General features: G+C 49.7%; 21 protein-coding genes and 2 pseudogenes. 14 read left to right on the forward strand and 9 right to left on the reverse strand.

What is annotated here, in order from left to right; translation table 11 throughout:
* The first annotated feature begins 55 nt into the window (after positions 1–55).
* A complete protein-coding gene (gene nfo / locus KGP24_RS15570) occupies positions 56–913 on the forward strand; it encodes a deoxyribonuclease IV (RefSeq protein ID WP_045354228.1) in 858 nt (285 codons plus the stop codon).
* Positions 914–960: 47 nt separating this feature from the next.
* On the opposite strand, the gene fruA is transcribed toward nfo, so the two are convergent.
* From fruA to fruB, 3 genes are read right to left on the reverse strand one after another with little or no spacing between them, the layout of a single operon-like run.
* Positions 961–2,646 (reverse strand): PTS fructose transporter subunit IIBC, encoded by a 1,686-nt coding sequence (gene fruA, locus KGP24_RS15575; protein ID WP_223561058.1) that lies wholly within the window; start codon positions 2,644–2,646, stop codon positions 961–963.
* A 16-nt stretch (positions 2,647–2,662) separates the two neighbouring features.
* Complete coding sequence (gene fruK / locus KGP24_RS15580) at positions 2,663–3,601, reverse strand: 1-phosphofructokinase (protein ID WP_008500936.1); 939 nt, start codon at positions 3,599–3,601, stop codon at positions 2,663–2,665.
* Positions 3,601–4,731, reverse strand: coding sequence for a fused PTS fructose transporter subunit IIA/HPr protein (fruB, locus tag KGP24_RS15585; RefSeq protein WP_223561059.1), 1,131 nt, complete (start codon positions 4,729–4,731; stop codon positions 3,601–3,603). The genes fruK and fruB overlap by 1 nt, the downstream gene beginning before the upstream one ends.
* 360 nt (positions 4,732–5,091) lie before the next feature.
* On the opposite strand from fruB, the gene setB reads away from it, so the two are divergent.
* Positions 5,092–6,273, forward strand: coding sequence for a sugar efflux transporter SetB (gene setB, locus KGP24_RS15590; RefSeq protein ID WP_223561060.1), 1,182 nt, complete (start codon positions 5,092–5,094; stop codon positions 6,271–6,273).
* 223 nt (positions 6,274–6,496) lie between these two features.
* Here setB and KGP24_RS15595 read toward each other — a convergent pair whose 3' ends face one another.
* Positions 6,497–7,189: an alpha/beta hydrolase gene (locus KGP24_RS15595; protein ID WP_223561061.1), complete on the reverse strand. Its 693-nt coding sequence runs from the start codon at positions 7,187–7,189 to the stop codon at positions 6,497–6,499.
* Positions 7,190–7,252: 63 nt separating this feature from the next.
* Between KGP24_RS15595 and KGP24_RS15600 the strand changes: the two genes are divergently transcribed.
* The 7 genes from KGP24_RS15600 (at position 7,253) to KGP24_RS15630 (ending at position 13,345) form a co-directional block, all read left to right on the forward strand.
* Positions 7,253–8,152: a cupin domain-containing protein gene (locus KGP24_RS15600; RefSeq protein WP_223561062.1), complete on the forward strand. Its 900-nt coding sequence runs from the start codon at positions 7,253–7,255 to the stop codon at positions 8,150–8,152.
* A 405-nt stretch (positions 8,153–8,557) separates the two neighbouring features.
* Complete coding sequence (locus tag KGP24_RS15605) at positions 8,558–10,474, forward strand: recombinase family protein (protein ID WP_143346111.1); 1,917 nt, start codon at positions 8,558–8,560, stop codon at positions 10,472–10,474.
* Positions 10,475–10,732: 258 nt separating this feature from the next.
* The gene (locus tag KGP24_RS15610) at positions 10,733–11,173 is read left to right on the forward strand and encodes a hypothetical protein (protein ID WP_223561063.1); all 441 of its coding nucleotides are present in this window, start codon (positions 10,733–10,735) and stop codon (positions 11,171–11,173) included.
* The gene (locus tag KGP24_RS15615; RefSeq protein WP_223561064.1) at positions 11,167–11,493 is read left to right on the forward strand and encodes a lysozyme inhibitor LprI family protein; all 327 of its coding nucleotides are present in this window, start codon (positions 11,167–11,169) and stop codon (positions 11,491–11,493) included. The genes KGP24_RS15610 and KGP24_RS15615 overlap by 7 nt, the downstream gene beginning before the upstream one ends.
* Complete coding sequence (locus KGP24_RS15620) at positions 11,483–11,833, forward strand: hypothetical protein (protein WP_143346112.1); 351 nt, start codon at positions 11,483–11,485, stop codon at positions 11,831–11,833. The genes KGP24_RS15615 and KGP24_RS15620 overlap by 11 nt, the downstream gene beginning before the upstream one ends.
* A gap of 168 nt (positions 11,834–12,001) precedes the next feature.
* Positions 12,002–12,376 carry a hypothetical protein gene (locus KGP24_RS15625; protein ID WP_143346113.1) on the forward strand — a complete coding sequence of 125 codons (375 nt, stop codon included), beginning with the start codon at positions 12,002–12,004 and terminating at the stop codon, positions 12,374–12,376.
* Between the two features lie 354 nt (positions 12,377–12,730).
* Entirely contained in the window at positions 12,731–13,345 is a 615-nt protein-coding gene (locus KGP24_RS15630) for a recombinase family protein (RefSeq protein WP_143346114.1), read from the forward strand.
* 244 nt (positions 13,346–13,589) lie between these two features.
* Here the strand turns inward: KGP24_RS15630 and KGP24_RS15635 are convergent, their stop codons facing one another.
* Complete coding sequence (locus KGP24_RS15635; RefSeq protein ID WP_143346115.1) at positions 13,590–14,237, reverse strand: EAL domain-containing protein; 648 nt, start codon at positions 14,235–14,237, stop codon at positions 13,590–13,592.
* Positions 14,238–14,763: 526 nt separating this feature from the next.
* Here KGP24_RS15635 and KGP24_RS15640 point away from each other — a divergent pair.
* Genes KGP24_RS15640 through KGP24_RS15650 form a run of 3 tightly spaced genes read left to right on the forward strand, consistent with a single transcriptional unit; the run spans position 14,764 to position 17,076 of the window.
* The gene (locus tag KGP24_RS15640; protein WP_112920520.1) at positions 14,764–15,144 is read left to right on the forward strand and encodes a transposase; all 381 of its coding nucleotides are present in this window, start codon (positions 14,764–14,766) and stop codon (positions 15,142–15,144) included.
* Entirely contained in the window at positions 15,141–15,488 is a 348-nt protein-coding gene (gene tnpB, locus KGP24_RS15645; RefSeq protein WP_112920513.1) for an IS66 family insertion sequence element accessory protein TnpB, read from the forward strand. Before KGP24_RS15640 ends, tnpB begins: the two co-directional genes overlap by 4 nt.
* Before the next feature lie 49 nt (positions 15,489–15,537).
* A complete protein-coding gene (locus KGP24_RS15650; RefSeq protein ID WP_112920514.1) occupies positions 15,538–17,076 on the forward strand; it encodes an IS66 family transposase in 1,539 nt (512 codons plus the stop codon).
* Between the two features lie 468 nt (positions 17,077–17,544).
* On the opposite strand, the gene KGP24_RS15655 is transcribed toward KGP24_RS15650, so the two are convergent.
* Genes KGP24_RS15655 through KGP24_RS15665 form a run of 3 tightly spaced genes read right to left on the reverse strand, consistent with a single transcriptional unit; the run spans position 17,545 to position 21,434 of the window.
* Entirely contained in the window at positions 17,545–18,777 is a 1,233-nt protein-coding gene (locus tag KGP24_RS15655) for a pyridoxal phosphate-dependent aminotransferase (protein WP_143346116.1), read from the reverse strand.
* Between the two features lie 16 nt (positions 18,778–18,793).
* Entirely contained in the window at positions 18,794–20,482 is a 1,689-nt protein-coding gene (locus KGP24_RS15660; RefSeq protein ID WP_143346117.1) for a pyridoxal-dependent decarboxylase, read from the reverse strand.
* Complete coding sequence (locus KGP24_RS15665; protein ID WP_143346118.1) at positions 20,475–21,434, reverse strand: DMT family transporter; 960 nt, start codon at positions 21,432–21,434, stop codon at positions 20,475–20,477. Before KGP24_RS15665 ends, KGP24_RS15660 begins: the two co-directional genes overlap by 8 nt.
* A 546-nt stretch (positions 21,435–21,980) precedes the next feature.
* Between KGP24_RS15665 and KGP24_RS15670 the strand changes: the two are divergent.
* Together KGP24_RS15670 and KGP24_RS15675 are read left to right on the forward strand one after the other, a co-directional pair.
* Positions 21,981–22,229: pseudogene (locus KGP24_RS15670) on the forward strand (ATP-binding protein); the annotation flags it as partial.
* A gap of 68 nt (positions 22,230–22,297) precedes the next feature.
* Positions 22,298–22,600 (forward strand): annotated as a pseudogene (locus tag KGP24_RS15675) (transposase); the annotation flags it as partial.
* A 436-nt stretch (positions 22,601–23,036) separates the two neighbouring features.
* Here the strand turns inward: KGP24_RS15675 and KGP24_RS15680 are convergent.
* Positions 23,037–23,759, reverse strand: coding sequence for an inovirus-type Gp2 protein (locus KGP24_RS15680; protein WP_223561065.1), 723 nt, complete (start codon positions 23,757–23,759; stop codon positions 23,037–23,039).
* Positions 23,760–23,807 lie beyond the last annotated feature (48 nt).

Below are 23,807 nucleotides of genomic sequence, written 5' to 3' on the forward strand. Positions count from 1 at the left end.
TCCTTCTCCTGTTAACCCGCTATCATACGCATTTCGGGTTAACAGGAGTCCCTTTATGAAATATGTTGGAGCGCACGTCAGCGCTGCTGGTGGCCTTGCGAATGCCGCCATTCGTGCCGCCGAAATTGAGGCGACCGCTTTCGCCCTGTTCACCAAAAACCAGCGCCAGTGGCGCGCCGCGCCGCTCACCGCTGACGTGATTGATGATTTCAAAGCCGCCTGTGAGAAGTACCACTACGGGCCCGGCCAGATCCTCCCCCACGACAGCTACCTGATCAACCTCGGTCACCCGGTTGAAGAGGCGCTGGAAAAATCCCGCGAGGCGTTTCTTGATGAAGTACAGCGCTGCGAACAGCTGGGGCTGACGCTGCTGAACTTCCATCCGGGTAGCCATCTGATGCAAATCGATGAAGATGCCTGCCTGGCGCGCATTGCCGAGTCCATCAACATCACGCTGGACAAGACCAAAGGCGTCACCGCGGTGATTGAGAATACCGCCGGTCAGGGCAGCAATCTCGGCTTCAGGTTCGAACATCTGGCGGCGATCATCGACGGCGTGGAGGATAAATCCCGCGTTGGCGTGTGCATTGATACCTGCCACGCGTTTGCCGCCGGCTATGACCTGCGTACAACCGAGGCAACCAAAAACACGTTCGATGAGTTCGAGCGCATTGTTGGCTTTAAGTACCTGCGCGGAATGCACTTAAACGATGCGAAAAGCGCCTTTGGCAGCCGCGTTGACCGCCACCACAGCCTGGGCGAAGGCAACATTGGCCACGATGCGTTTCGGTTTATTATGCAGGACGCCCGCTTCGACGGTATTCCGATGGTGCTGGAAACCATTAATCCGGATATCTGGGCAGAAGAGATTGCATGGCTGAAGGCGCAGCAAACCGCTGAACAGGCGGCATAAAAAAAGCCGGGTGCGTAATGCGACCCGGCTTTTTTGTTGTTTATCGCTTACGCTGCTTTCGCCACAGTTTCCGCTTCAGGACGTTTCAGCACCGCGTAAGACAGACCCGCCACCAGCGTACCGGCAACGATTGCCAGCAGGTAGCCCAGCACCGGCGTGATGGCGCCAGGGATCAGCAGGACAAACAGACCGCCGTGTGGTGCCATCAGCTTCGCGCCAATCGCCATGGAGATTGCACCCGTTACCGCGCCACCCGCGATACAGCACGGCAGTACACGCATTGGGTCACGAGCCGCGAACGGAATCGCACCTTCGGTGATGAAGCACAGACCCAGCACCAGCGCAGCTTTACCGCCTTCCTGCTGCGCTTTATCGAACTTACGACGGGCAATAATCGTCGCCAGGCCGAGCGCCAGAGGAGGCACCATACCCGCCGCCATGATGGCCGCCATTGGCGCGAAGGTCTGGGTACTCAGCAGGCCAACACCAAAGGCGTACGCCGCTTTGTTCACCGGACCACCCATGTCGGTACACATCATGCCACCGAGGATTGCACCCAGCAGAACCGCGTTCGCGGTACCCATGGTTTGCAGCCAGTGGGTCAGACCCGCCAGGATGCCCGCAACCGGCTTACCAATCAGGTAAATCATCGCCAGACCGACCACCAGGCTGGAAATCAGCGGGATGATCAGAATCGGTTTCAGCGCTTCCATACTCTGCGGCAGCTTGAGCTTCGAGCTGATGAGTTTCGCGACGTAACCGGCCAGGAAGCCCGCAATGATACCGCCGATAAAGCCGGAGCCTGTGCTCACGGCCAGCATACCGCCAATAAGACCCGGCGTCAGGCCAGGACGGTCAGCGATGGAGAAGGCAATAAAGCCTGCCAGAACGGGCACCATCAGTGCGAACGCGGATCCGCCGCCAATCTGCATTAACGCAGCGGCCAGCGTGCCTTGCTCTTTAAACGCGGTAATACCGAATGCGAACGAGAGAGCGATACACAGACCACCCGCAACCACCATTGGCAGCATGTAAGACACACCGGTCAACAGATGGCGATATGCGCCTGCAGACTCTTTCTTACCTTCCGTCGCGGTTTGACGCGCGCCGGTTGCCTGATACGGCTTCGCTTCCACCAGCGCTTTATCAAACTCCTGCGACGTCTTTTTCAGCGCCAGGCCGGTAGACGTACGGTACATTGGCTTACCGGCAAATTTCGCCAGGTCCACTTCGATATCCGCCGCCACGATCACCAGATCGGCCTCAGCCACTTCTTCTGGGGTGATAGCGTTGCCGGCACCGACGGAGCCACGCGTTTCAACTTTAACCCACCAGCCGCGTTTTTTCGCTTCGGTTTCAATGGCTTCAGCCGCCATAAAGGTGTGAGCCACGCCCGTCGGGCAGGCCGTCACCGCAACAATGCGTTTCGGACCCGTGGCCGCAGCCGGTGCCGTCGCGACTGGCGCGCTGTAGACAGACGCGTGCCCTTTCGCTTCGCTCAGGAACAGTTCCGGATGTGCAACCGCGCGATTAATATCGCCCAGCCACACTTTTTTGCCGTTCAGCGCACTGTCAGCCGGGATGTTGTCGCCCAGAACAATAACCAGTTCGGCATCGCCCGGGTTATCAATCATCTCGATATGTGCTTTGTTCGCCGCCGCTCCCAGCAAGGTCTTCGCCATATAGGCGCGAGCCTGTCCGAGACCGGAGTCAATGATCAGCAGCGTTTTCATTATTCCTCTCCTGCTGTTAGTTAAAAGGTTTTAAGTCAACGCGCGCCATCATCGCGGCTAACTGGGTACGATCGGTAATACCGACATTGCTCTGGCTGACGGCCAGGGCAGCAACGGCAGTGGCAAGACGTAAGGTATGTTCACTGGATTCCCGCATCAGCAGACCATAAATCAGGCCGCCAACCATGGAATCCCCTGCGCCAACGGTACTCACAACTTCCATTGACGGCGGTTTGGCGATCCATTCGCCAGACGCGTTAACCCACAGCGCGCCTTCTGCACCAAGAGAGATAACCACGTGAGCGATACCCTGCTCGCGTAGCGCATGGGCAGCGTCAATCACATCTTTTAATTCTGGCAGCTTACGACCCGCCCAGATCTCCAGCTCGCGACGATTCGGCTTCACCAGCCACGGCGAGGCTTTCAGGCCCGCAACCAGCGCGTCGCGGCTGCTGTCAAAAATGATGCACGGGCACTGGCTACGCAGGCGCGTCATCCAGTCGGTAAAGGCTTCCGGGCTCACGCCAGACGGCAGGCTGCCGCTGACGCAGACCATGTCAAACTGACCCAGCCAGGTCAGCGAGTCGTTAACAAAACGCTCCCAGTCAGACGGCGTCACTTCGAAGCCAGAGAAGTTTAGATCGGTCACTTCACCGTCTTTCTCCGTCAGCTTGACGTTGATGCGGGTTCGGCCCTGAACAACCTGAAAACGGTTAGCAATGCCCAGCTCGCTGAACAGCTGCTGGAAACCATCCTGGTTATCTTTACCGAGGAATCCGCCCACGGTGACATCGATACCGAGATCCTTGAGCACTTTCGCGACGTTAATCCCTTTACCCGCGGCATGCAGGCCGGTGGTACGCACGAGGTTGACTTCGCCGCGCTCAATTTCCGGGCAAAATCCTACCAGGTCATAAGCCGGGTTCAGCGTAATAGTCGCAACACGTCTGCTCATTATGCGCCCTCCCCCAGACCTGCCGCGATGGCATCGCCAATCGCTTTCAGCGCCTGTTCAGCATCAGCACCCTGTGCGGTGAAACGCAGACGGTGGCCTTTCTTCACGCCCAGCGCGACAACTTTCATCAGACTACGGCCATTGGCCGGTTTGCCCGTGCCGTCAAGATTCGCCACGGTAATCTCACTCTCGAATTGTTTAATGGTATTCACCAGCATGGTGCCCGGACGGGCATGCAGGCCGTGCTCATTGCGTACCACGAACTCAGCGGTCTGCACGTCTTCAGTCGGCGCATCATCACTGGTCAGCAGTGCCAGCAAGGTGGAGGCATCAGCATTCAGCAGTTTTTCAGCTTTATTGTTCAGCAGCAGATCGCCCAGACGCTTCAGCACGGAAATCGGCTGCTCATCGTTCATCGCCACGGTCACCAGCATGGCCGCGCGCTCGCCTTCCACGTCAAACGCATTGGCCGCGCGGCTCACGGCGATAGCGCTGCGCAGGTTGCCTTCAGCACTGTCGTTCAGCCAGATACCCTGACCCAGATTCAATGGCTTATCGTTAATCACGCGCGTCACAAACGTGGCATCCGCCGCGCCGGCTTCTTTCAGACGACCCGCGTTCAGCGCCTGCAGCGTCACCAGATCGGAGGCAACCACGTCCAGCGTCAGCGTTTCATTATCCAGTTTCAGCGCTTCGCTCTGGTTTTCGCCCATCAGCAAGGCGCGCAGCTCTTCAGCTGTGGTTGCGGACTTAAGCTGTTCAGCCACATCGTCATCGCTCAGGACATGCGTCAGCTGACGCAGAAGACCTAAGTGTTCGTCGCTGCTGGCCGCGATGCCGATAGCCACGTAGGCCACCTGACCGTCGCCCCAGAGCACGCCCTGCGGGAACTGATAAACCTTAACGCCGGTTTTCAGCACCTGATCGCGGGTGTCGGTTGTGCCGTGCGGAATGGCAATGCCATTGCCGAGGAAGGTTGAGGTCTGCTGCTCGCGGGCCAGCATGCCGTTTACATAGCCTTCCGCGACGTTACCCGCCTGCACAAGCGCAGCGGCAACCTGGCGAATAGCCTCTTCTTTATCCCCGGCCTGAGCGCCCGGGTGGATATCCTGAACAGATAACTGGAACATGGTTCTCCACTCCTGCTGAACTTGAATCGTTTCAGCTTTAATGAGAAAAAATGCGCTAGCCTGCTCCGTTTGTTAAAACAAGATAGCGCTGAAACGTTTCAAAAAGTCTTGCGCTTTCTGCAATCTCTTGCAAGAAAACTCGTATTTTCGATCTCAGAATTTAGAGATACAGCACATTTCTTCTTCGTTCAGCTGAATTTTGCTGAAGTTCAGCAAGACAGTTTCAGCTAAGGTCAGCCGGGTAAGATGTAAGTTGAAATGCCATTTTGATTTTTCGTGGCATCATTGACCGCACCCACTGTTTATTTTTTAGTTGACGGCGTACACTCCGCCCCTTCCTGCTACTGCTAATTATAAAACATGCATAACACCCCTGCGGCCGTCTCGCCGAAGCCTTTTGATTTGACCTCAGCGGCCTTCCTGATTGTTGCCTTCTTCACTGGCATAGCCGGTGCGTTACAGACGCCGACGCTGAGCCTATTTCTGACTAATGAGGTTCACGTCCGTCCGGCAATGGTGGGCTTCTTCTTTACCGGAAGCGCCATCATCGGCATCCTGGTTAGCCAGTTTCTGGCAGGGCGATCCGACAGAAAAGGCGATCGTAAAAGCCTGATCGTTTTCTGCTGTCTGCTTGGCGTCATGGCCTGCATTCTGTTTGCCTGGAACCGAAACTATTTCATTCTGCTCTTCGTCGGGGTATTCCTGAGCAGCTTTGGCTCAACGGCGAACCCCCAGCTGTTCGCGCTTGCCCGAGAACACGCCGACCATACCGGACGTGAAGCGGTGATGTTCAGCTCTGTCCTGCGTGCTCAGGTGTCGCTGGCATGGGTGATTGGTCCGCCGCTGGCTTATGCGCTGGCGATGGGTTTTGGCTTTACGGTGATGTACCTGAGTGCGGCTGTCGCATTTGTCGTGTGCGGCGCGCTGGTGTGGTTCTTCCTGCCATCCATGCGCAAAAAGCCCAAAGTGGCAACGGGCGTGCTGGAAGCGCCGCGACGCAACCGACGCGATGCCCTGCTCCTGTTTGTTATCTGCACGCTGATGTGGGGCACCAACAGCCTGTATATCATTACTATGCCGCTGTTTATTATCAATGAGCTGCACCTGTCGGAGAAGCTGGCTGGCATTATGATGGGCACCGCGGCCGGGCTTGAGATCCCGACGATGCTCATCGCAGGCTATTACGCAAAGCGCTTCGGCAAGCGTTTTCTGATGCGCATCGCCGCTGTCGCCGGTCTGCTTTTCTATATCGGTATGCTGACGGTACATACGCCGGGGCTGTTGCTGGCCTTACAGCTGCTGAACGCCATCTATATTGGCATTCTCGCCGGGATAGGCATGCTCTATTTCCAGGATCTGATGCCGGGCCAGGCAGGCTCCGCCACCACCCTTTATACTAATACCACCCGCGTGGGCTGGATTATCGCAGGCTCAATGGCCGGGATCGTTGCCGAAATCTGGAACTATCACACGGTGTTCTGGATTGCGCTGGTGATGTGCACGCTGACGATCGGCTGTCTGGCGAGGATTAAAGACGTTTAAGGCGCGCTCAAGAAGGTACGTCATCGCCTGCACTCGCGTGCTGCCACACTGTTCGACAGTGGGCTGGAGCCCCTAGCAGACCTTCGGGCGCAACGGTGAGCCAAAGATCATGCACAGGTTAGCATGCAAATTCTCGTACAAGGACTGATCTCATTTGGAATTGAAGAGAAGTGGCGATCGTATTTCATCGCCACCCGCTATTGATTCAAACCCATCATATTGCTTATGACGTGGCTTCTACTGCTTCTACGATCAATTTAGTAACGGCCTCTGCTTGTGAAGCAAGCGAAGCGTGGCCAGAATCAAGAGTGATAACCTTACGAGGCAGAATACGTGCCGACATGACTTTCTGATTATCTGGATGGATCATGCGATCTTTGCTTGAGATCTGATACCAGGAGGGTTTGTTTCGCCAGGCCGGGGTGGTAATAGTGCCAGCAAATGTTGCACCAAGCGGTGCTTTTTGCGTCACGGACATAACCCAGGCATCCTCCTCGCTTAAATCCTGGCAAAAACTTTCGTGATATTTGTCATAATTAATCCACAAATAGCCATCGTTATCGGGTGCGATACTCGAAAAAGCCTCAGGCGGTATCTGCTCGGTGAGTGCCCCCGGGCTTTCCCCTTTATCCGGGGCAAAGGCTGCAATATAAACGAGCCCTGCCACGTTAGGGAGATTGCCAGCCTCGGTGATAACAGCGCCACCGTATGAATGCCCAACAAGAAGTACCTCCCCCTCCTGCTGGCTTACCATTTTCTGTAGGCGATTTACATCCTCTGAAAAAGACATTAAGGACAGTTCAATAGCACGGACATTCCGATAGCCTTGCTGATAAAGCGCCTGGATAACCTTACTCCAGTGTGCTGCGCCCCCCCAAAAACCATGAACGAGAATAATAGTATTATCTTTTGACATGACACATCTCCTTCGATTGCGTAAATTGCCATTAAAAAATAGTTAAAATAAAAAAGAGAATCTATGACAAATTCAATTAAAAACATTGCACAGACTCTTAACTTGACCGATGCCTTGTCGGATGTGCTTGCATCTGTCCGATTAACAGGTGGATTCGTTGAAGCGTATGAATCGGATCCCTTGCCCGAGCTGGCTTTCGGACGGCATGAGCGATCGATGCTAATAGTCAGAAGTGGAATGCTACTCTTTCGGTGCGGTGACGTCGGGGGAGGCTTAATTGAGTTACATGAAGGAGATGTTGTTCTGCTTGCCTACGGCTCAGATTTTACTGTGTCGCACTCCCCCCTCTTCACAGAAAGATGTGAGTGGTTAAGAGGGACTTTTTACCTTGATGAACGGCTGTGTGAGCCTCTGCTATCCTGCCTGCCGAAGGTTATGGTTTTGCGCCAGATTACACATGGTGCGATGGACTGGCTGGAGACAGCATCACGCTTCATTCTAAATGAAATTAAAATGCCTGAGCCTGGAGGTGCGGTGATGATTTCACGCATCATGGAATTATTGCTAATACGGGTATTAAGGCTTTGGGCACAAGATCCATCAGCACAGGCAAGCTGGCTTCTTGGAGCAACAGACCCCATCATTGGTCGTGTGTTAAGCGCCATGCATATCGCACCAGAGAAAGCCTGGTCCGTGCCCGAACTCGCGAAAATAGCTTGCCTTTCCCGCGCAGCTTTCGCAGCCCGTTTTGCAACGTTGGTCGGCCAGCCCCCGTTACGATATCTGATTAGTTTGCGCCTCGATAAATCCGCAGAGATACTAAAACGGACGAAGCATACCATTGCGGCAGTGGCTGAAGAGTCGGGATATACCTCGGAAGCAGCGTTTAGCCGGGCATTCAAGTTAAGATTTGGCTCCAGCCCCTCACGTTGGCGTCAACAAAATATCCTTAACGCCATATAAGGAATGTAGAGAAGCAGTTTGAAGAGAAATGTGACCTTCTGCTCTATGATCGAAACGACTAACCTGCATGGCTTAAAAATCTGGGTTTGTCGTTTATGCATTATGCAATTTGTCAGATGGACACAGTGCAAACCACTCAATCAGGAGCGGTCTGCTCTTCAAGATTAAGCAAGTATGTCATCGCTTCCTCTCTGTTCACAGAACACATTTCAAACGATGGCTGCAAGGTACTACACACTTTTGGCCGCATCGGTGAGTCAAAGATCATGCACAGATTGGTTTCCGAGAGCTGGACACAGCGGGTATTGGCAGGTTTGCCTAACATATAATTATTCACTGTTTAAAAATCACATTCCTGCTGTTAGCATCTGATCAATCAATACCATCTGAAGGGAATCACACTTAATGAAACCTAAGCTGTATTCGTACGTGCGTTTTTCATCTGTGAAACAACGGGAAGGTAACTCCCTGGAACGTCAGCAAGATACCGCTCTAAAAATTGCGGCCCGTTATAATCTCGAACTTGATACAACGGCTTTCCATGATCTCGGCATGTCCGCGTTCAAAGGAAGAAATGCTCATGAAGGGAAGCTTTCGGAGTTCATCAAGCAGATTGGGGTTAAAGTTCCTGTTGGTTCGTGGCTAGTAGTCGAAAACCTTGACCGCATTAGCCGTGATGATGCCTGGACAGCTTTGGATATATTCAAGAGCATACTTAGCAAGGGGATAGTTGTTGTTACTGGCATGGATGAAAAGGTCTATAAGTACGCGGACGTAAAGAATAATCCAACCGATTTAATCATTTCATTGTTGATGTTCACACGCGCCCACGACGAATCGTTGACAAAAAAGAATCGGGTTGAAGCCCAAGCCCGTTCGCTGATACGGTACAACCTGACAAGAAAAGCGGGAACGCCAGCAAAAGCAATAGAATCAGTGGGTCAGAATGTCTGGTGGGTAGATACAAAATCAGGATACGTTACCCCACACCCAATGTATTTTCCAGCAGCGCAGAAGATTATAGAACTGAAACAAAACGGTGAAACTCTTCTTGGAATCCAACGATATCTTAACGAACACTACCCAGCCCCTAAAAAGAGGATTTATAAAGACCAGACAGGTCAAGCATTGAAGCCCAAAACGGAACAATGGGGCAAGCATTTAATTCGAACCTTCTTGAATCCTACTGTTTATGGGCAAAAGGTCTTTACGCTGGATAAGCGAGATGAATCAGGTGTCGTTATATACGATCCGGATTCAGAACACCCATTGAAAGAAACATTCGTTATTCCTGATTACTACCCGGCACTGATTTCAGAAATAGACTATCTCACTCTATCAAAACTGGATCGACACCGAGCAGTTACTAGAAGCTCCTCAAAATACCCAGAGGGCAACCCTGAACCCGAAATCCCATTACTATCAGGAATTGGAATTCTTTTCTGCGGGAAGTGTGGATCTTTTATGTTCAAATCAGGTTCAAACGAAAATAAATACCGTTATATCTGTGGTTCAAAGATTGTTCAGGGTAAACCTTGCGGTAAAAAAGGGTTTACATCTTACCAGCTTGAGCACACTATTTTGCAACTAATCGCTGATCACGTCTGGAACAACCATCAAGAAGATAAAACAGCGTGGTATGAATCTGAGATTGAAAAGGCCTCAGAATCTATTGATAAGCTTCTGAAACTGGCAACTTTAACTGACAGTCTCGAAGAACTGGCAGAACAGATTCGTTCGTACAAACATAAAAAAGCGACACTTGAACGAGAATTTCAACAGTACAAAATCAGCCGCTCAGAAATTCAAACTACGGGCTGGGATCAATTTCGAAATTTCGATATTCATGACACAAAGAACCCTGACCGTAAGCGAATTAGGCTAAAGATTAAGCAAGCTATCAAACGTATTAATTGCTATGACATTGATGGGCGGCATGGTCATTTTGAAGTAACCTTCGCCGACGAGGCAAAACAAAGGATAGTGATTAAGTTCAATCGAAACCGATCACCTGGTGTTTCGTATGTAGAAGCACAGACAGTAAACGATCATGACTTATTAAAAATGCAAGGATTTGTAATGCATTCCTTCATTGATGAACTGATTTCGCCTGACAAATTTGCGCAGCAGATTAAGGACAAGCATGAAGTCAGCATTCTAAACCCGACGTTTATAACCAAGCTGGAGGATGGTGTAAACCGAGACGAAGGCAATGGATTGGCTATCAAGGTAGATAGCACTACAAGTAAATCGTATGCAACTGTCAACGGTATTAAATACGAGATTAACTCGCTGGAAGACTTAGAAAAACTTTCACAGTAAATCACACTCCCCTTGCATACCTGTAAGGGGGACGCCTACCAACCCCCCCAGTTGCTCTATCTCAGTTTCTGTTACATCAAGGCATTCTCGGAATTCTTCACATCACAATTGATCGTTTTTATAGATCAATTTCACTATATTGATAGATTTTATAGATCAATGTAAGATCATGATTCTTTGAGTAGCGTTTCTCGCAAGCAAGATTCACGGGATGGCGATCTGCCCCCGATGGAGTGCAATAGAAAGAAGGTATCCAGAATGACTATCCTTATAAAAACCTTAAAAATCATGGCATCAGGTGTTGTTCTCATTTCAGGTATAACCGCAGCCTCCAGTACCGTCTATTTCTTACCTGAGGCGAAATCAATGGGTGTCGCCAGCAGCGACAAAAACGCACTGATGTTTCTCGGGATGGACAGGGATGTAAATCTGAAGGGAATATGCTTCGCGATGACAAAGCAATCATCATCAATCGTTCCGCTGGTAGATATCACTGCTACAACTGATAACGGCAGATTCACGATGCACGGGTTACGCCCTAATGTCAGTGATTCTAAAGAAGTCGCTTGTTCCTTCGGGTCCGAAGCTGGTGATTTCTTGACTGGCATTTCGAAGTCAACAGCCGTTAACGTGAAGCTGGATTTCAATGGCGAGATCCGCAATTACAGTTTCGACACCACAGAGTTCGGAAAATGTTGACTGCCAATGGGAAAGGTGTGTGGGAAAAAGCAGCTAAAGACTACGCTCAGGGAGTACTTGCACCCGTTTTCTATAACAGCGATAGCGAAGCCCCCAAAAACAATGCAGTAACCTCAAACGTCGATACACACAGTTATAAAGCAAGCGATGATAAACTTAATTCAGTCTGGAAAAATCTTAGCTCTGATACACGTAAACGCTTGCTCCCTGCGCAAAGAGAATGGATAAAGCAAAAGTCTGACTGCAATAATGAACAGAAATGTCTTACCGACATGACGAACAATCGCATTCGTGAACTGGAGTCTGAAAATGGAAAATAATACGCTGGCTTTGGTTTTAAAAAACGATTGGGTAACTTCGTCTTCTGGTAATACCTATGCCGGACAATACACGGTCGGACGATTTCACCTGACAGATGAGTTAATCATTGAGTATATGAAGCTGATACATGGAATCGAAATACCTGATTCATGGGTCAGTAGTTGTTTCACTAACATATCAGATATCGATACTCGCAAGGTTATGTATATGGAAGGCTGCGATATGTTAACGATAGACATAATGAATGAGATCCGTAACGCAGTGAAGTACCCGTCTGAAGATGTGAAAATATACCGCAATGGCAATAATGTGACAAAAATAGAACTCATGGAAGAATGAAATCAAATCACCTTATGAAGGTTATATTAAAATTTCAGTCATCAATTGTGCTATAACCTCTTGCGTCCATCTCCTGTAGGCCGTTCAGAATCATTCTGACGGTTCAAACCAATATGAACATTTTAACTTCCTAGTAGTAGTATGGATAATTCAAATAAGGATAATATAATGAAGAAACTATTAGTAACTACCATTCTTTCAGTAGCATCATTATCAGCTAGTTCTTGGGCAATGTCACCAGGTCTCATGCTAACTGCAACAGACCTGTCCAAAGTACCCGATGGCTCTCTTTGCCAAAACGGTGGACCAAGCAGAGACCTGCTACTATCTGTTGCATCAGCAGACGCCCGTCGATACGATGGTACATATGACCAGTTATTCAAATTAGAACAAAATATTCTGGAAAAAATGGAGCATGTTATTGAGCGACGCTGCAAGAAATATACCAACGGTCGTTGGGAACGTGGCTACAAGCCTTACAATCAATTCAAATTGAGGGAAGAAATAAACAAACCAGGCAAGAAACTTCCAATTGGCTATTAATTCTTTCTTCGACTAATTGCGCGCCAGAATAGTATTATTGCGGATGCTCTTGACACGCCATTTCCGGACAACTTTTGTATTTTAAGTTAACAACGCCCGCTGCCACCGGAGTTCCCTCGGAGAGTGATATCCCAGCGCGCTGTGCGGGTGGTTTACCGCATCAATGCTAATGGGGGTATCCCCTTCCTTTCAAAAATCGCAGATATTTTACCTCCATCTTTTAGGTCTATTTAGGGTATACCTGATAAAGACCATGATACAAAGTATCAATAGGGTTAAATTTGACTCTATTGACAATAAAAACATGCACTGTATCATATGGGTATCAATTTAATACTCAAAAGAGAATGCATAATGAATGTCCGTATCTATTGCCGTGCATCTACCGAAGGCCAACATGCTGATCGTGCATTAGTTAGCCTGCGCGAATTTGCGCAAAGCAAAAACTGGCAAGTAGCCGGAGAATACATTGAGAATGCAAGTGGTGCGAAGCTGGAGCGCGTGGAACTTATGCGCCTACTTGCGGAAGCACAGCCTGGCGATTTGCTTCTAATTGAAGCGATTGATCGTCTCAGTCGTCTTCAACATGAAGAATGGGCTGAACTTAAAGCTACGCTGAACGGTAAAGGTCTGGTTATTGTGTCATTGGACTTGCCAACAAGCTGGCAGATGGTTGAAATGTCCGGTAACGACCTTACCAGCGGCATTCTTCGCGCAGTCAACGCCATGCTCATCGATATCCTTGCGACAATGGCACGACAGGATTATGAGACCCGGCGTAATCGTCAGGCGCAGGGGATCGAGAGAGCAAAACAGGCAGGTCTGTATACGGGGAAAGCAAAAGATATGCAGGCCCGTGAAATCGTTCGCGAAATGCTGGCACAAAACGTTAAACCAGCACACATTATGAAGGCAGCAGATATCAGTCGTGCCACGTTTTACCGCATCAGGAAGGAGTCACTAAATTAATTATATTTGTATAGGCCCGCCAGAGCACCCACTCAAATATGGCTTTCCTCCTGAACGAAAAAAGAAGCCTACAGATTAAACCACGCCATTTTTGACTCCCCCTGATTATTACTGATATGCAAATCTGCCAGAATAATATCAATAAATACCTCACTGACCATTGAATCTCCTGTATCGGGGAAGCTGTATTCAGATACCCGGTAGAAAAACACCGGGAACCATTATTTTACGGTCCCTGTTTGATTCATCTGTACTCAATAGCCGGCCAGTAATAACCCTGCCCGAAACAAACCCCATTATCTTTGAGATAATTGATATGTTCGGCTGTTTCAACCCCCTCAACGATAACCCTCTCATCAGAACAGTGAGTTAATACTGAGAGTTGCGCCTGCGATCGGTACATCGACCAGAATGCCTCTTTATCTATCTTTATACCCGGACCGGAAGGATCATTAAGGATGCTCCCGCCACAGGCATCCACACCATCGATCCAGAGCCTGACACCTTCCGGAAGCAGAGTCTTCACATAATCAATCACCTCCGGCGTAAGGGTGACAGGATCATACTGTATCTCCAGATTTAAATCTGTAACAGTCAGGTATTCAGGCAATGTCCGCAGAAACCCCTCACGCAAAAGCAGACAGAGCGGCAGATTGATAAACAGATTTCTTACCCGTTCTGGATCAAGCGTACATTGTGCAGTAAAAAATCTCAGCTGCTCATAAAAAACACCTCCGAGAATTTCAACCGGGAGTGATAAAAAGAAAGCTTCAGTATTAACAGTGTTATCCTCCGGTTTTGATAAAATCTCATAACCGATGACTTTCTGTGAAAACATGTCAATTATTGGCTCAAGCTTAAACGTTAAAGGCACGCCATTTAATGTTATCAATTTAAGTTTCCCTGTGTCATGTTCTATGAACAGTGTTTTAAATAATGAAGGAGAGAGTTATCATGCCTGCGCATTAATACTCTCCAGAGTGATAATACAAAAGTCAGTCAGAAAAGCATTTTCTCCGTAAAATATCTTCCCGCCATGCCTGTATCTTCGGGGGTATAAAAGGTGATCCCCCTGTTATTTTAAAACCATAAAACCCAGACGCGCCCCAAACTGGTATGACCAAAAAAGATGACAATGATCGCTGCCGGCATTTTGCTGGCTGAACACACCATACCGGGACGTGTCTTCCCGCCCGGTGACGTTGCATCAGATATCCGGACGACCAGTCACCTGTAGCATCTGCCTTATGCTGCCTCCTCGGAAGAGTGGTAATCCAAGCAAACCACACCGGACACCACACCTGACTGAATCGCAACGGGTTTAACGTAAGCGTCCAGCGAAAGCCGTCTGGTCATAATCTGAAGCATCCGACAAAGTGGTGTCCACCAAATAAGTAGTGGGAACCAAAGTGTCAGATATGCAGAAAAATATGACTCCCGGCAGGCGTAAAGGCTGCCCTAATTATTCTCCTGAGTTTAAGCAGCAGCTCGTTACTGCCTCCTGCGAACCCGGGATATCCATCTCAAAACTGGCGCTCGAAAATGGCATCAACGCCAATCTGTTGTTCAAATGGCGCCAACAATGGCGCGAGGGAAAGCTGCTGTTACCTTCTTCAGAGAGCCCTCAGCTACTTCCTGTGACTCTGGATGCAGCTGTCGTACAGTCAGAGCAGCCCGCAGAGGACCCGGAAACCCTCAGTATCAGCTGTGAGGTAACGTTCCGGCACGGGACGCTTCGCCTCAATGGCTCTGTCAGCGAAAAGCTCCTGACCCTGCTGATACAGGAGCTCAAACGGTGATCCCGTTACCAACAGGCACCAAAATCTGGCTGGTTGCCGGTATCACTGACATGCGCAACGGCTTCAATGGTCTCGCCGCAAAGGTGCAGACGATGCTGAAAGACGATCCGATGTCCGGCCACGTCTTCATCTTCCGGGGCCGCAGCGGCACTCAGGTCAAACTACTGTGGTCTACCGGTGACGGACTGTGCCTGCTGACCAAACGGCTGGAGCGAGGCCGCTTCGCCTGGCCGTCAGCCCGTGATGGCAAAGTGTTCCTGACCCCGGCGCAGCTGGCAATGTTGCTCGAGGGCATCGACTGGCGACAGCCGAAGCGGTTGCTGACCTCCCTGACCATGCTGTAGGTCTCTTTATCCTGGTTGTCGCAGAATAAGCCTGGTAAAATGATGGCTTATGAACGACACCTCTTCTGACGATATCCTACTGCTGAAACAGCGCCTGGCTGAGCAGGAAGCGTTGATCCACGCCCTGCAGGAAAAGCTGAGCAACCGGGAGCGTGAAATAGACCACCTGCAGGCACAACTGGATAAACTCCGCCGGATGAATTTCGGCAGCCGTTCCGAAAAGGTCTCCCGCCGTATCGCACAGATGGAAGCTGACCTGAACCGGCTGCAGAAAGAAAGCGATACCCTTACCGGTCGGGTGGATGACCCGGCCGTGCAGCGCCCGTTGCGTCAGACCCGTACCCGCAAACCTTTCCCTGAATCACTTCCCCGTGACGAAAAACGGCTGCTGCCGGCAGAGCCATGCTGCCCGGACTGCGGTGGTGTGCTGAGCTACCTGGGTGAAGATACCGCCGAACAGCTGGAGCTGATGCGCAGCGCCTTCCGGGTTATCCGGACCGTGCGGGAAAAACACGCCTGCACAAAATGTGATGCCATCGTGCAGGCCCCCGCGCCTTCACGCCCCATCGAGCGGGGCATCGCTGGACCGGGACTGCTGGCCCGCGTGCTGAGCTCAAAGTATGCAGAGCATACCCCGCTGTACCGCCAGTCAGAAATATACAGCCGCCAGGGTGTGGAACTGAGCCGTTCACTGTTGTCGGGCTGGGTGGATGCATGCTGCCGGCTGCTGTCCCCGCTGGAGGAGGCGCTTCAGGACTATGTCCTGACTGATGGCAAACTCCATGCCGATGATACCCCCGTCCAGGTGCTGCTGCCGGGTAATAAGAAGACGAAGACCGGGCGGTTGTGGACGTATGTTCGTGATGACCGCAACGCTGGATCAGCAGTCGCACCGGCGGTGTGGTTCGCTTACAGCCCGGACAGAAAAGGCATCCATCCGCAGACCCATCTTGCTGGCTTCAGCGGTGTGCTGCAGGCGGATGCGTACGCCGGGTTCAACGAGCTGTACAGGGATGGCCGGATAACGGAAGCCGCCTGCTGGGCTCATGCCCGCCGAAAGATCCACGATGTGCACGTCCGCACATCGTCAGCGCTGACGGAAGAGGCCCTGAAACGGATCGGCGAGCTATACGCCATCGAGGGGAATATAAGAGGAATGCCGGCGGAGCAGCGTCTTGCAGTACGTCAGCAAAAAGCTAAACCGCTGCTGAAATCCCTGGAAAGCTGGCTGCGTGAAAAGATGAAAACGCTCTCAAGGCACTCAGAGCTGGCGAAGGCGTTCACGTATGCGCTGAACCAGTGGCCGGCGCTGGCGTACTATGCGGAGGACGGCTGGGCCGAAGCCGATAATAACATCGCTGAAAATGCGCTGCGGACGGTCAGTCTGGGTCGTAAAAACTTCCTGTTCTTCGGCTCTGACCATGGTGGTGAGCGGGGAGCACTGCTGTACAGCCTGATCGGAACGTGCAAACTGAACAGCGTGGATCCAGAGAGCTACCTTCGCCACGTGCTTGACGTGATAGCCGACTGGCCGGTCAACCAGGTCAACGAACTACTTCCCTGGCGCATCATACTGCCAACTGAATAGCACATCCCCGTCAATACGGCTCTCGCTGGACGCTTACGGTTTAACAGACACCGCAGAGTCATTTAAGATGACTTAAAGATAGGTGCCCATGAGTGGTAACATAAGCACGATCTAGTGCTTGCATTCGCGGTTGCATATACGGTGGTGACATCTTGAAGCGGTCTGAGCAAGAACCGCACAATGAAAGGGTACTTTTGTATTGTGATCGTTGTATCAGGTGCGTTGTTGTAATCCGGGAACGGTGGCTGGAGTATCTCCAATAACTCAATCTCGGTGGCAATAAACGCAGCAGGCAAGTAAGCCTGATAGCCTTTCTTCGGGACGGCTTTCCTTCATGTTAAAACGGTGATTACCAGTCAATACCAATCTCAGTGTATCAGATACGTCTGAACCATGGGTGGCATTTCGCGAACAACCAGGGCGTTTTCCGTATTGTGCTGCTTCGGTGACCAAAGCAGCACAATCATTTTACACGAAAGAGCGTGAACTTAGTGCCCGCCATTTTTTTAGCCGATGCAGCGCCTCATCAAGCACATCATCTGACTGTACCAGTGCAATCCTTACCCGGCCGGTCCCCCCGGGACCAAAACCACTGCCAGGGGCAACTAAGATACCTGTGGAATCAAGCAGATGTTCAACAAATCTCAGGTCATCGCCCTCTGCAAAATCCGGAGGAAGCGGTGCCCACAGGAAAAAGGTGCCCTGTGATAAAGGTATATTCCAGCCCAGAGATGCCGCACCATTAACAAAACGACGCATGCGGGCTGCATAGATTGTGCTGTTGCACGCAGCGATAGTTTCCAGTTCATCAAGTATTTCTGCTGCAACACATTTTAACGGGAGAAACGCGCCAAAATCGGTATTGAATTTTATATTCCGTATCTTGTCTATCAGCTCTGCAGAACCGACTGCAAAACCGATACGCCAGCCTGCAAGATTACATGATTTGCTCAAACTGTGAAGTTCCACTACTCGTGAGAGTGCTCCCGGTAATGGCAGGGCCGCGCCACTGAGTACGCCATTAGATGGCGATTTAAACGAAATCTCGGCATACGCCCTGTCAATAACAACCCAAAGATCATGCTGTTCAGCAAATTCCAGAACCTCCTTAAGTTTTTCAGGAGATAATTCCACGCCTGTAGGATTACCTGGTGAACAAATAACCAGCAGACGTGCCCCCTGTAATTGATCGGGCAGAATTGAGGTTAACTCAGGCTGGCCTGACGGGTCGCAGGAGAAAAGCTCGACACGAGCGCCAATCAGCCGGGCACTGCTTTGATAAACTGTATACGATGGGTCCGGCATAAGTACAGCCTCTCCTGGATTCAGGCAGGACAGCAGGCTATAGAAAATGCCTTCCTTGGAACCTAGCAAATCGACCACATGTCGTTCAGGATCGAGTAAAAAAGGTGCATCATGGGACAAGAAACGGCGTTGATAGTAGGCAATAAAACGTTCATATAAATGGCGGGTAATGTCTGAACGGAAATCGCCGTAGCCGTGAAGATCATCCCTTCCGATAAAGTACTGCAGGCGGCTGCGCCAGTGTGAACTTGGTGCGAGATCGGGATTACCGATTGACAAATCCAGTAGCGGTCTCCCCATAAAATCAGGCATCTCCTGACGTGTTCGGTAACGTTCAACCAGTATTTTTAGCAAAGAAAAAGAATCTCGGGGCGTAGTATTAGTCATCTGGATCATGCTGTAAGCCTGCTGATTAGCGGATCGGTTGTGCAAACTGGGTTCGACTAAGGGTCTTTTGCCCCGTCCGCAAACGAGTCTGAAAATCGTGGAACTGCCTGGCGATAAGTGACACAGTCTCATCCCACTCGTCATCATGGTGTTGTTGCATTGGGTAAAGAAGGAAGGCTGTGGTAACTTTATTCCGATCATTCTCAATACGATATCCCGGCACAATGCTAAATAGTGGCAGGTCGTAACCTGCATTCACTCGTTCCCAACATTCCTGCATAAAACTCATAGCAAGCTCTTCCCGGGAGGATGCCAGTGCGACCACATCAGGATCGAATGGAATATCAAATACAACCTCCCATCCAAGGCTGGAATAGTTAAGCACCCGGAACAGACCATGGCGTTCGAGGGCGCTGGTCAGGGAATCACGTGCTTCATGAAGGCGGACAAGATAAGCAGCATATCCGTTACGACCAAGTTTACGAAGGTTTATCCAGGCAGCAAGAATCCCCTGTGCCGGGCGAGAATTCTCAAAGGTGTAACGGTAGGCCCGGAACTGACCATACTGAAAATCTTTCTCTGCGTAATGGTAATTTCCGTCACCAAGCTCATCCATAAAACGTCGATCACGCGATACAAAAAAGCTGCTGGCATATGGACACAGTCCATTCTTATGAAAATCAACACCCAGCGAATCAAAAGCCCCTATATCACGCAGGCGATAATGAACTTCAGCAACACGAGCTCTGATGCGTGGGCTGGAAATCTGATAAATTGGCTCACCTTTATTAACATCTGGCTGACTCAGGTACAGCCAGCCGATAACGCTGTCCAGATGTAAATAAGGGCGTTCTTTTAAATTGTTTTCCCGTGCGAATGCTTCGGTGATATCAATAATCTCTCGAGTATCCTCACAGTTGAAATTGATCGTTGTTCCCCCGCAGCATATGATTGCGGCAACCCTGCGTCTGCGGAGATGCTGTTCGTATAAAGTGGTGCGTAAAGCCTCTGCACACATTCGTCCTTCATTGTTGGCAGATACTCGCAGGCAGTTATCGGCTCCCAGTCCAAGCATGCTGGCAGCATGTTCCACACAGTAATGTGCTCCCTCACTGCATAAAATAACGATATCATTAGGCAGGCCAGTACGCTGTGAATTAGGTGCAATACGACTCAGCGCTGATTTTATTGCGTACATGATGGTTAATTTCCCACCATTACAGGCAATACCCATTGCATGCTTCCAGCCAGCCCACCTGCCTATACGGCGGGCAACCAGTTGTTCTGTCAGCAATGCTTCCCCACCGAAAGCATCCATCAGACTATTAGTATTATATGCAGTGGCCAGCCATGCGCCTGCTGTTGCAGCAATACTTGGATCGGGCACCATATTGAACAATGAATTGCGAGACTGTGGGCGAATTGCTCCACGGAAATATCGGGCTACTTCGTTGTGTAGTTCAGCCTCACTGGCTGGAGTTTCATCCTGAGCACGTTCAAGCTCATCAAGATATGAGAACGGTTGTATTGGATACTTTGGGCCAAGAGTCAGCAGGGCATCAGGAGCGAATGTTAATTCTGGCAGTATGGATTGACTTGCCCGAGCATTAAGTTGAATATGACGATTCAGAACCTGAACATAATTAATCAGATTCTGCAGGTTTTCTGATTCTGAAGAACTGGATGATTGCTCAATAAACTGTAACTCATTCATGATGCTTTTCCTTTTGCGTAATGCTAATTATGCTTTGCTTCGTGAAAGGCGAAGAATTTTGGTTGTGACGTAATGCCAGCCCGGTTAAACCAGTACAGAAAAAAAATATGCCAGCCCATTGCATGGCAGTAACTGGTACTGCAAGCCACCATCGGGAGAACAGGACTGAAGCAGGTATTTCAATAAGAGCAAACACCGTTGCCAACACAGGACCGCCAGCTGCAATAGCCCGAACATAGAGCACGTCAGCCATCACTGTTGGTACCAGAATTAACGCCACAACGAGTATCCATACAGAAATGTTGCTATGTAATGACAGGTCCACTGATGCACTGCCTTGTAACGGAGCCAGGAATGCAGCACCAAGACCAAGACTGAAACTCACAATAACCCATGAATCAAGCTTGCCCAACGAACGCGTAAACAAGGGAAATAACCCATAACAACCCCCGGAAAGTAAACCCCATCCCAGTCCGTATAACCACTGTCTGCTAAACGTTACAACATTGGTTTGTTCTCCCTGGCTGTGTAAAACAGTCAGGGTTAGCCCTGCCAGACCAAGCAGAACCATCAAAAGTGATATAGTATCAAGACGTTCACTATAAAATATTCGATTTATCGCAACAGTGAACAGCGGGCCTGTGCATAACATAATGATAGCCAGGCTGCTCCCTATCCCTGCCACTGCAGAAGAAAATGATATGCTACTCAGTGCCTGACAAACCAGGCCGATAGCTGCCAGCCCCCCCCATTGTCTAAGGCTAAGTATATGAATCCGACCCAGCATAATTGCGATAAGTAAAGTCAGCACAAATGCACCACCCAGGCGCAATATACCAAGTTGTATGATACTCACTCCGTAATTAAGTAAGTAATGAGTAATTAAGCCCAGTGTTCCCCACATAACTCCTGCTGCAAGGGCCAGAGTAATCGCTGTAAGTGAGGACCTCATTTTTCCATGTTCCTGCTATATAGAAAGAACAGTCCGACTGGCGAAGAAAATTGTGAGGTTAATTTTTTACATATCGCATAAAATGCAGATAGTGGTGTCAGATTCTGTTTTCTTTTCATTTGATGCCAGCAACAAGATAAATCGCCATAATATATTACCCTGCCTGGGTTAAATATCATGTTTATTGTAATAAAACTCTATCCAATACTAGACATCAAATAGTTTTTCCGAGCTGTTACCTCAGCAATTAATGTTACTTTCTTGTTTAAGTTAAAATGTAACCGCACAACCGTTCTGAAGCTTCCCGGAGAACGCTCAGAGCAGCACAGCACTGTAAACCGAACCAGCCCGGCGGAAGGACGCTGTTAGTTACAGCTGGTGACGGCACCATCCATTAACCAGATTGCTGGTTTACCGGTCCAGGACATAGCGTAAGCGTGCAGCGAGAACCGTATTGACGGGGATGTGTTATTCAGTTGGCAGTGCTACACGCCAGGGGAGCAGTTCGCTGACCCGGTTTCCAACGTAGAGTTTTCTGCCATCCAGCTCGGTTAATACATAGATATGTCAAACGCGGAAATGGGCGTGCTGTTCGAGCTGATAGCCCATCGCTATGAGCGCGAACGTCTGGTTATCACCAGCAAGCATCCGTTCAGCGCCTGGAGCATCATCTTCGTGGATGAAACGATGGCGGTGGCAGCAGCCGACCGACTGATCCATTACGGATATATGTTCGAACTCAAAGGAGAAAGTTATCGGAAAAAGACAGCGAAGGAAGTAACCAGCGTGGCTTAAAACCCCGCTCAATGGATGCGGCCAGAGTAGTTGGCGCCGGTCGGCAAAACTAGTTGACGTCTAATACTTATGCTCTGAACCAGTGGGATGCCCTGTGTTACTACTGTGATGATGGTCTGGCAGAGCCAGATAACAACGCAGCCGAACGAGCCCTTCGTGCTGTCTGTCTTGGGAAAAAGAATTTTATCTTCTTCGGCAGCGACCACGGCGGTGAGCGCGGAGCCCTGTTGTATGGTCTTATCGGAACATGCAGGCTCAATGGCATCGTTCCGGAAGCCTACCTTCGTCATATCCTGAGCGTACTGCCGGAATGGCCCAGCAACAAAGTGGCCGAACTCCTGCCCTGGAATGTAGATCTCACCAATAAATAGCCGTCAATACGGCACTCGCTGATCGCTTACGGTAAGTGTACATTGCTTCAACCGTCAAAGTTATGTCCTGAATTACGAGCGAAGCGAGTTCCGTCAAGCGAAGCGAAGACGGACAGTGAATACGGGTTAAAAAGCAATCGAAAAACTACATTTTTCTCTATATATAAAATATAAAAATTTAAAAGTGTAGTTATGTAGTTAGACACTCACTTCGTTCGTGTCCCTCGCTCCGCTCGGAATTTTGAAGTAATGTATGAAACTATCAGCAAAGCAACTATAGTTGAACTATCATGCATCTGACCGAAGCATAAAGTTAACCAGCTACAAATCATGCCTTAAAACGCTCTGAGCGAGGTTTTAAGCAATTTTAATGATATGGGTAATGCGATTGCATACCCTGGAAATAAAAACGCCCTACGGGCTTCCTGTGCGATATTTACGAATTTAGTGCTTTACGACTCAATTTCGATGTTGAGTACATGCGTGTTCCCTTCCCTGTTTGCGCTTTACCGCGTTCTTTTGCCAGGTAAGAAAGCCAGAATACCGGACCTTCGAGTGATGAAGGATCGTCACGATGAATGACGTAGTGATCTGGATAGTCTTTAGTGGCTTTAGACAAGTTTACCAGCGTTGCTTTACCACCTGTCAGTTTCATCCAGATTTCCGTAATAATACCAGCGATCCCTCTTTCTGGCGTTCCAAACCATCTTACCGAACGATGTGGAAGTGCAATCCAGCAATGGTAATGGGGTTGTGAAGCCTTTTCCTGTTCGCAAACCCAACCGTAAGCAAAATCGATGATAGGTTCTGATAAACCGTTGTTTCCAGACTCCAGGCGGTCACGTAATCGTTTGAACAGGTTGCGTATGTATTTGTTACCTGCTTCAACAGAAGTGAACTCAGGGAGGTGGAGATCAAAACGGGTCAGGAACACTCGACTGTAGAGCTTCAGGATTGCATTTAGTTCGTTGATTGTTGACATAAGTATGTCATGACGAACACCAGAGCCGATTCTTGTGTTAATCCGGTATTCATGACCATCATGAACAAAGGAGTCGCCATTAATGGTTTTGTAGCGACCGTGTTCATGGTAGACGGTACGAAAACTTGCTGTCGATAAAATCGACGATTCGAACAGGGTTTGTGATTGTTGCATCATTGTTAAATTAACCTTTTTTGTACTCAGAAAGAGATCACACCTCCCACA

Source organism: Enterobacter sp. JBIWA008 (assembly GCF_019968765.1).
Classification (GTDB): domain Bacteria; phylum Pseudomonadota; class Gammaproteobacteria; order Enterobacterales; family Enterobacteriaceae; genus Enterobacter.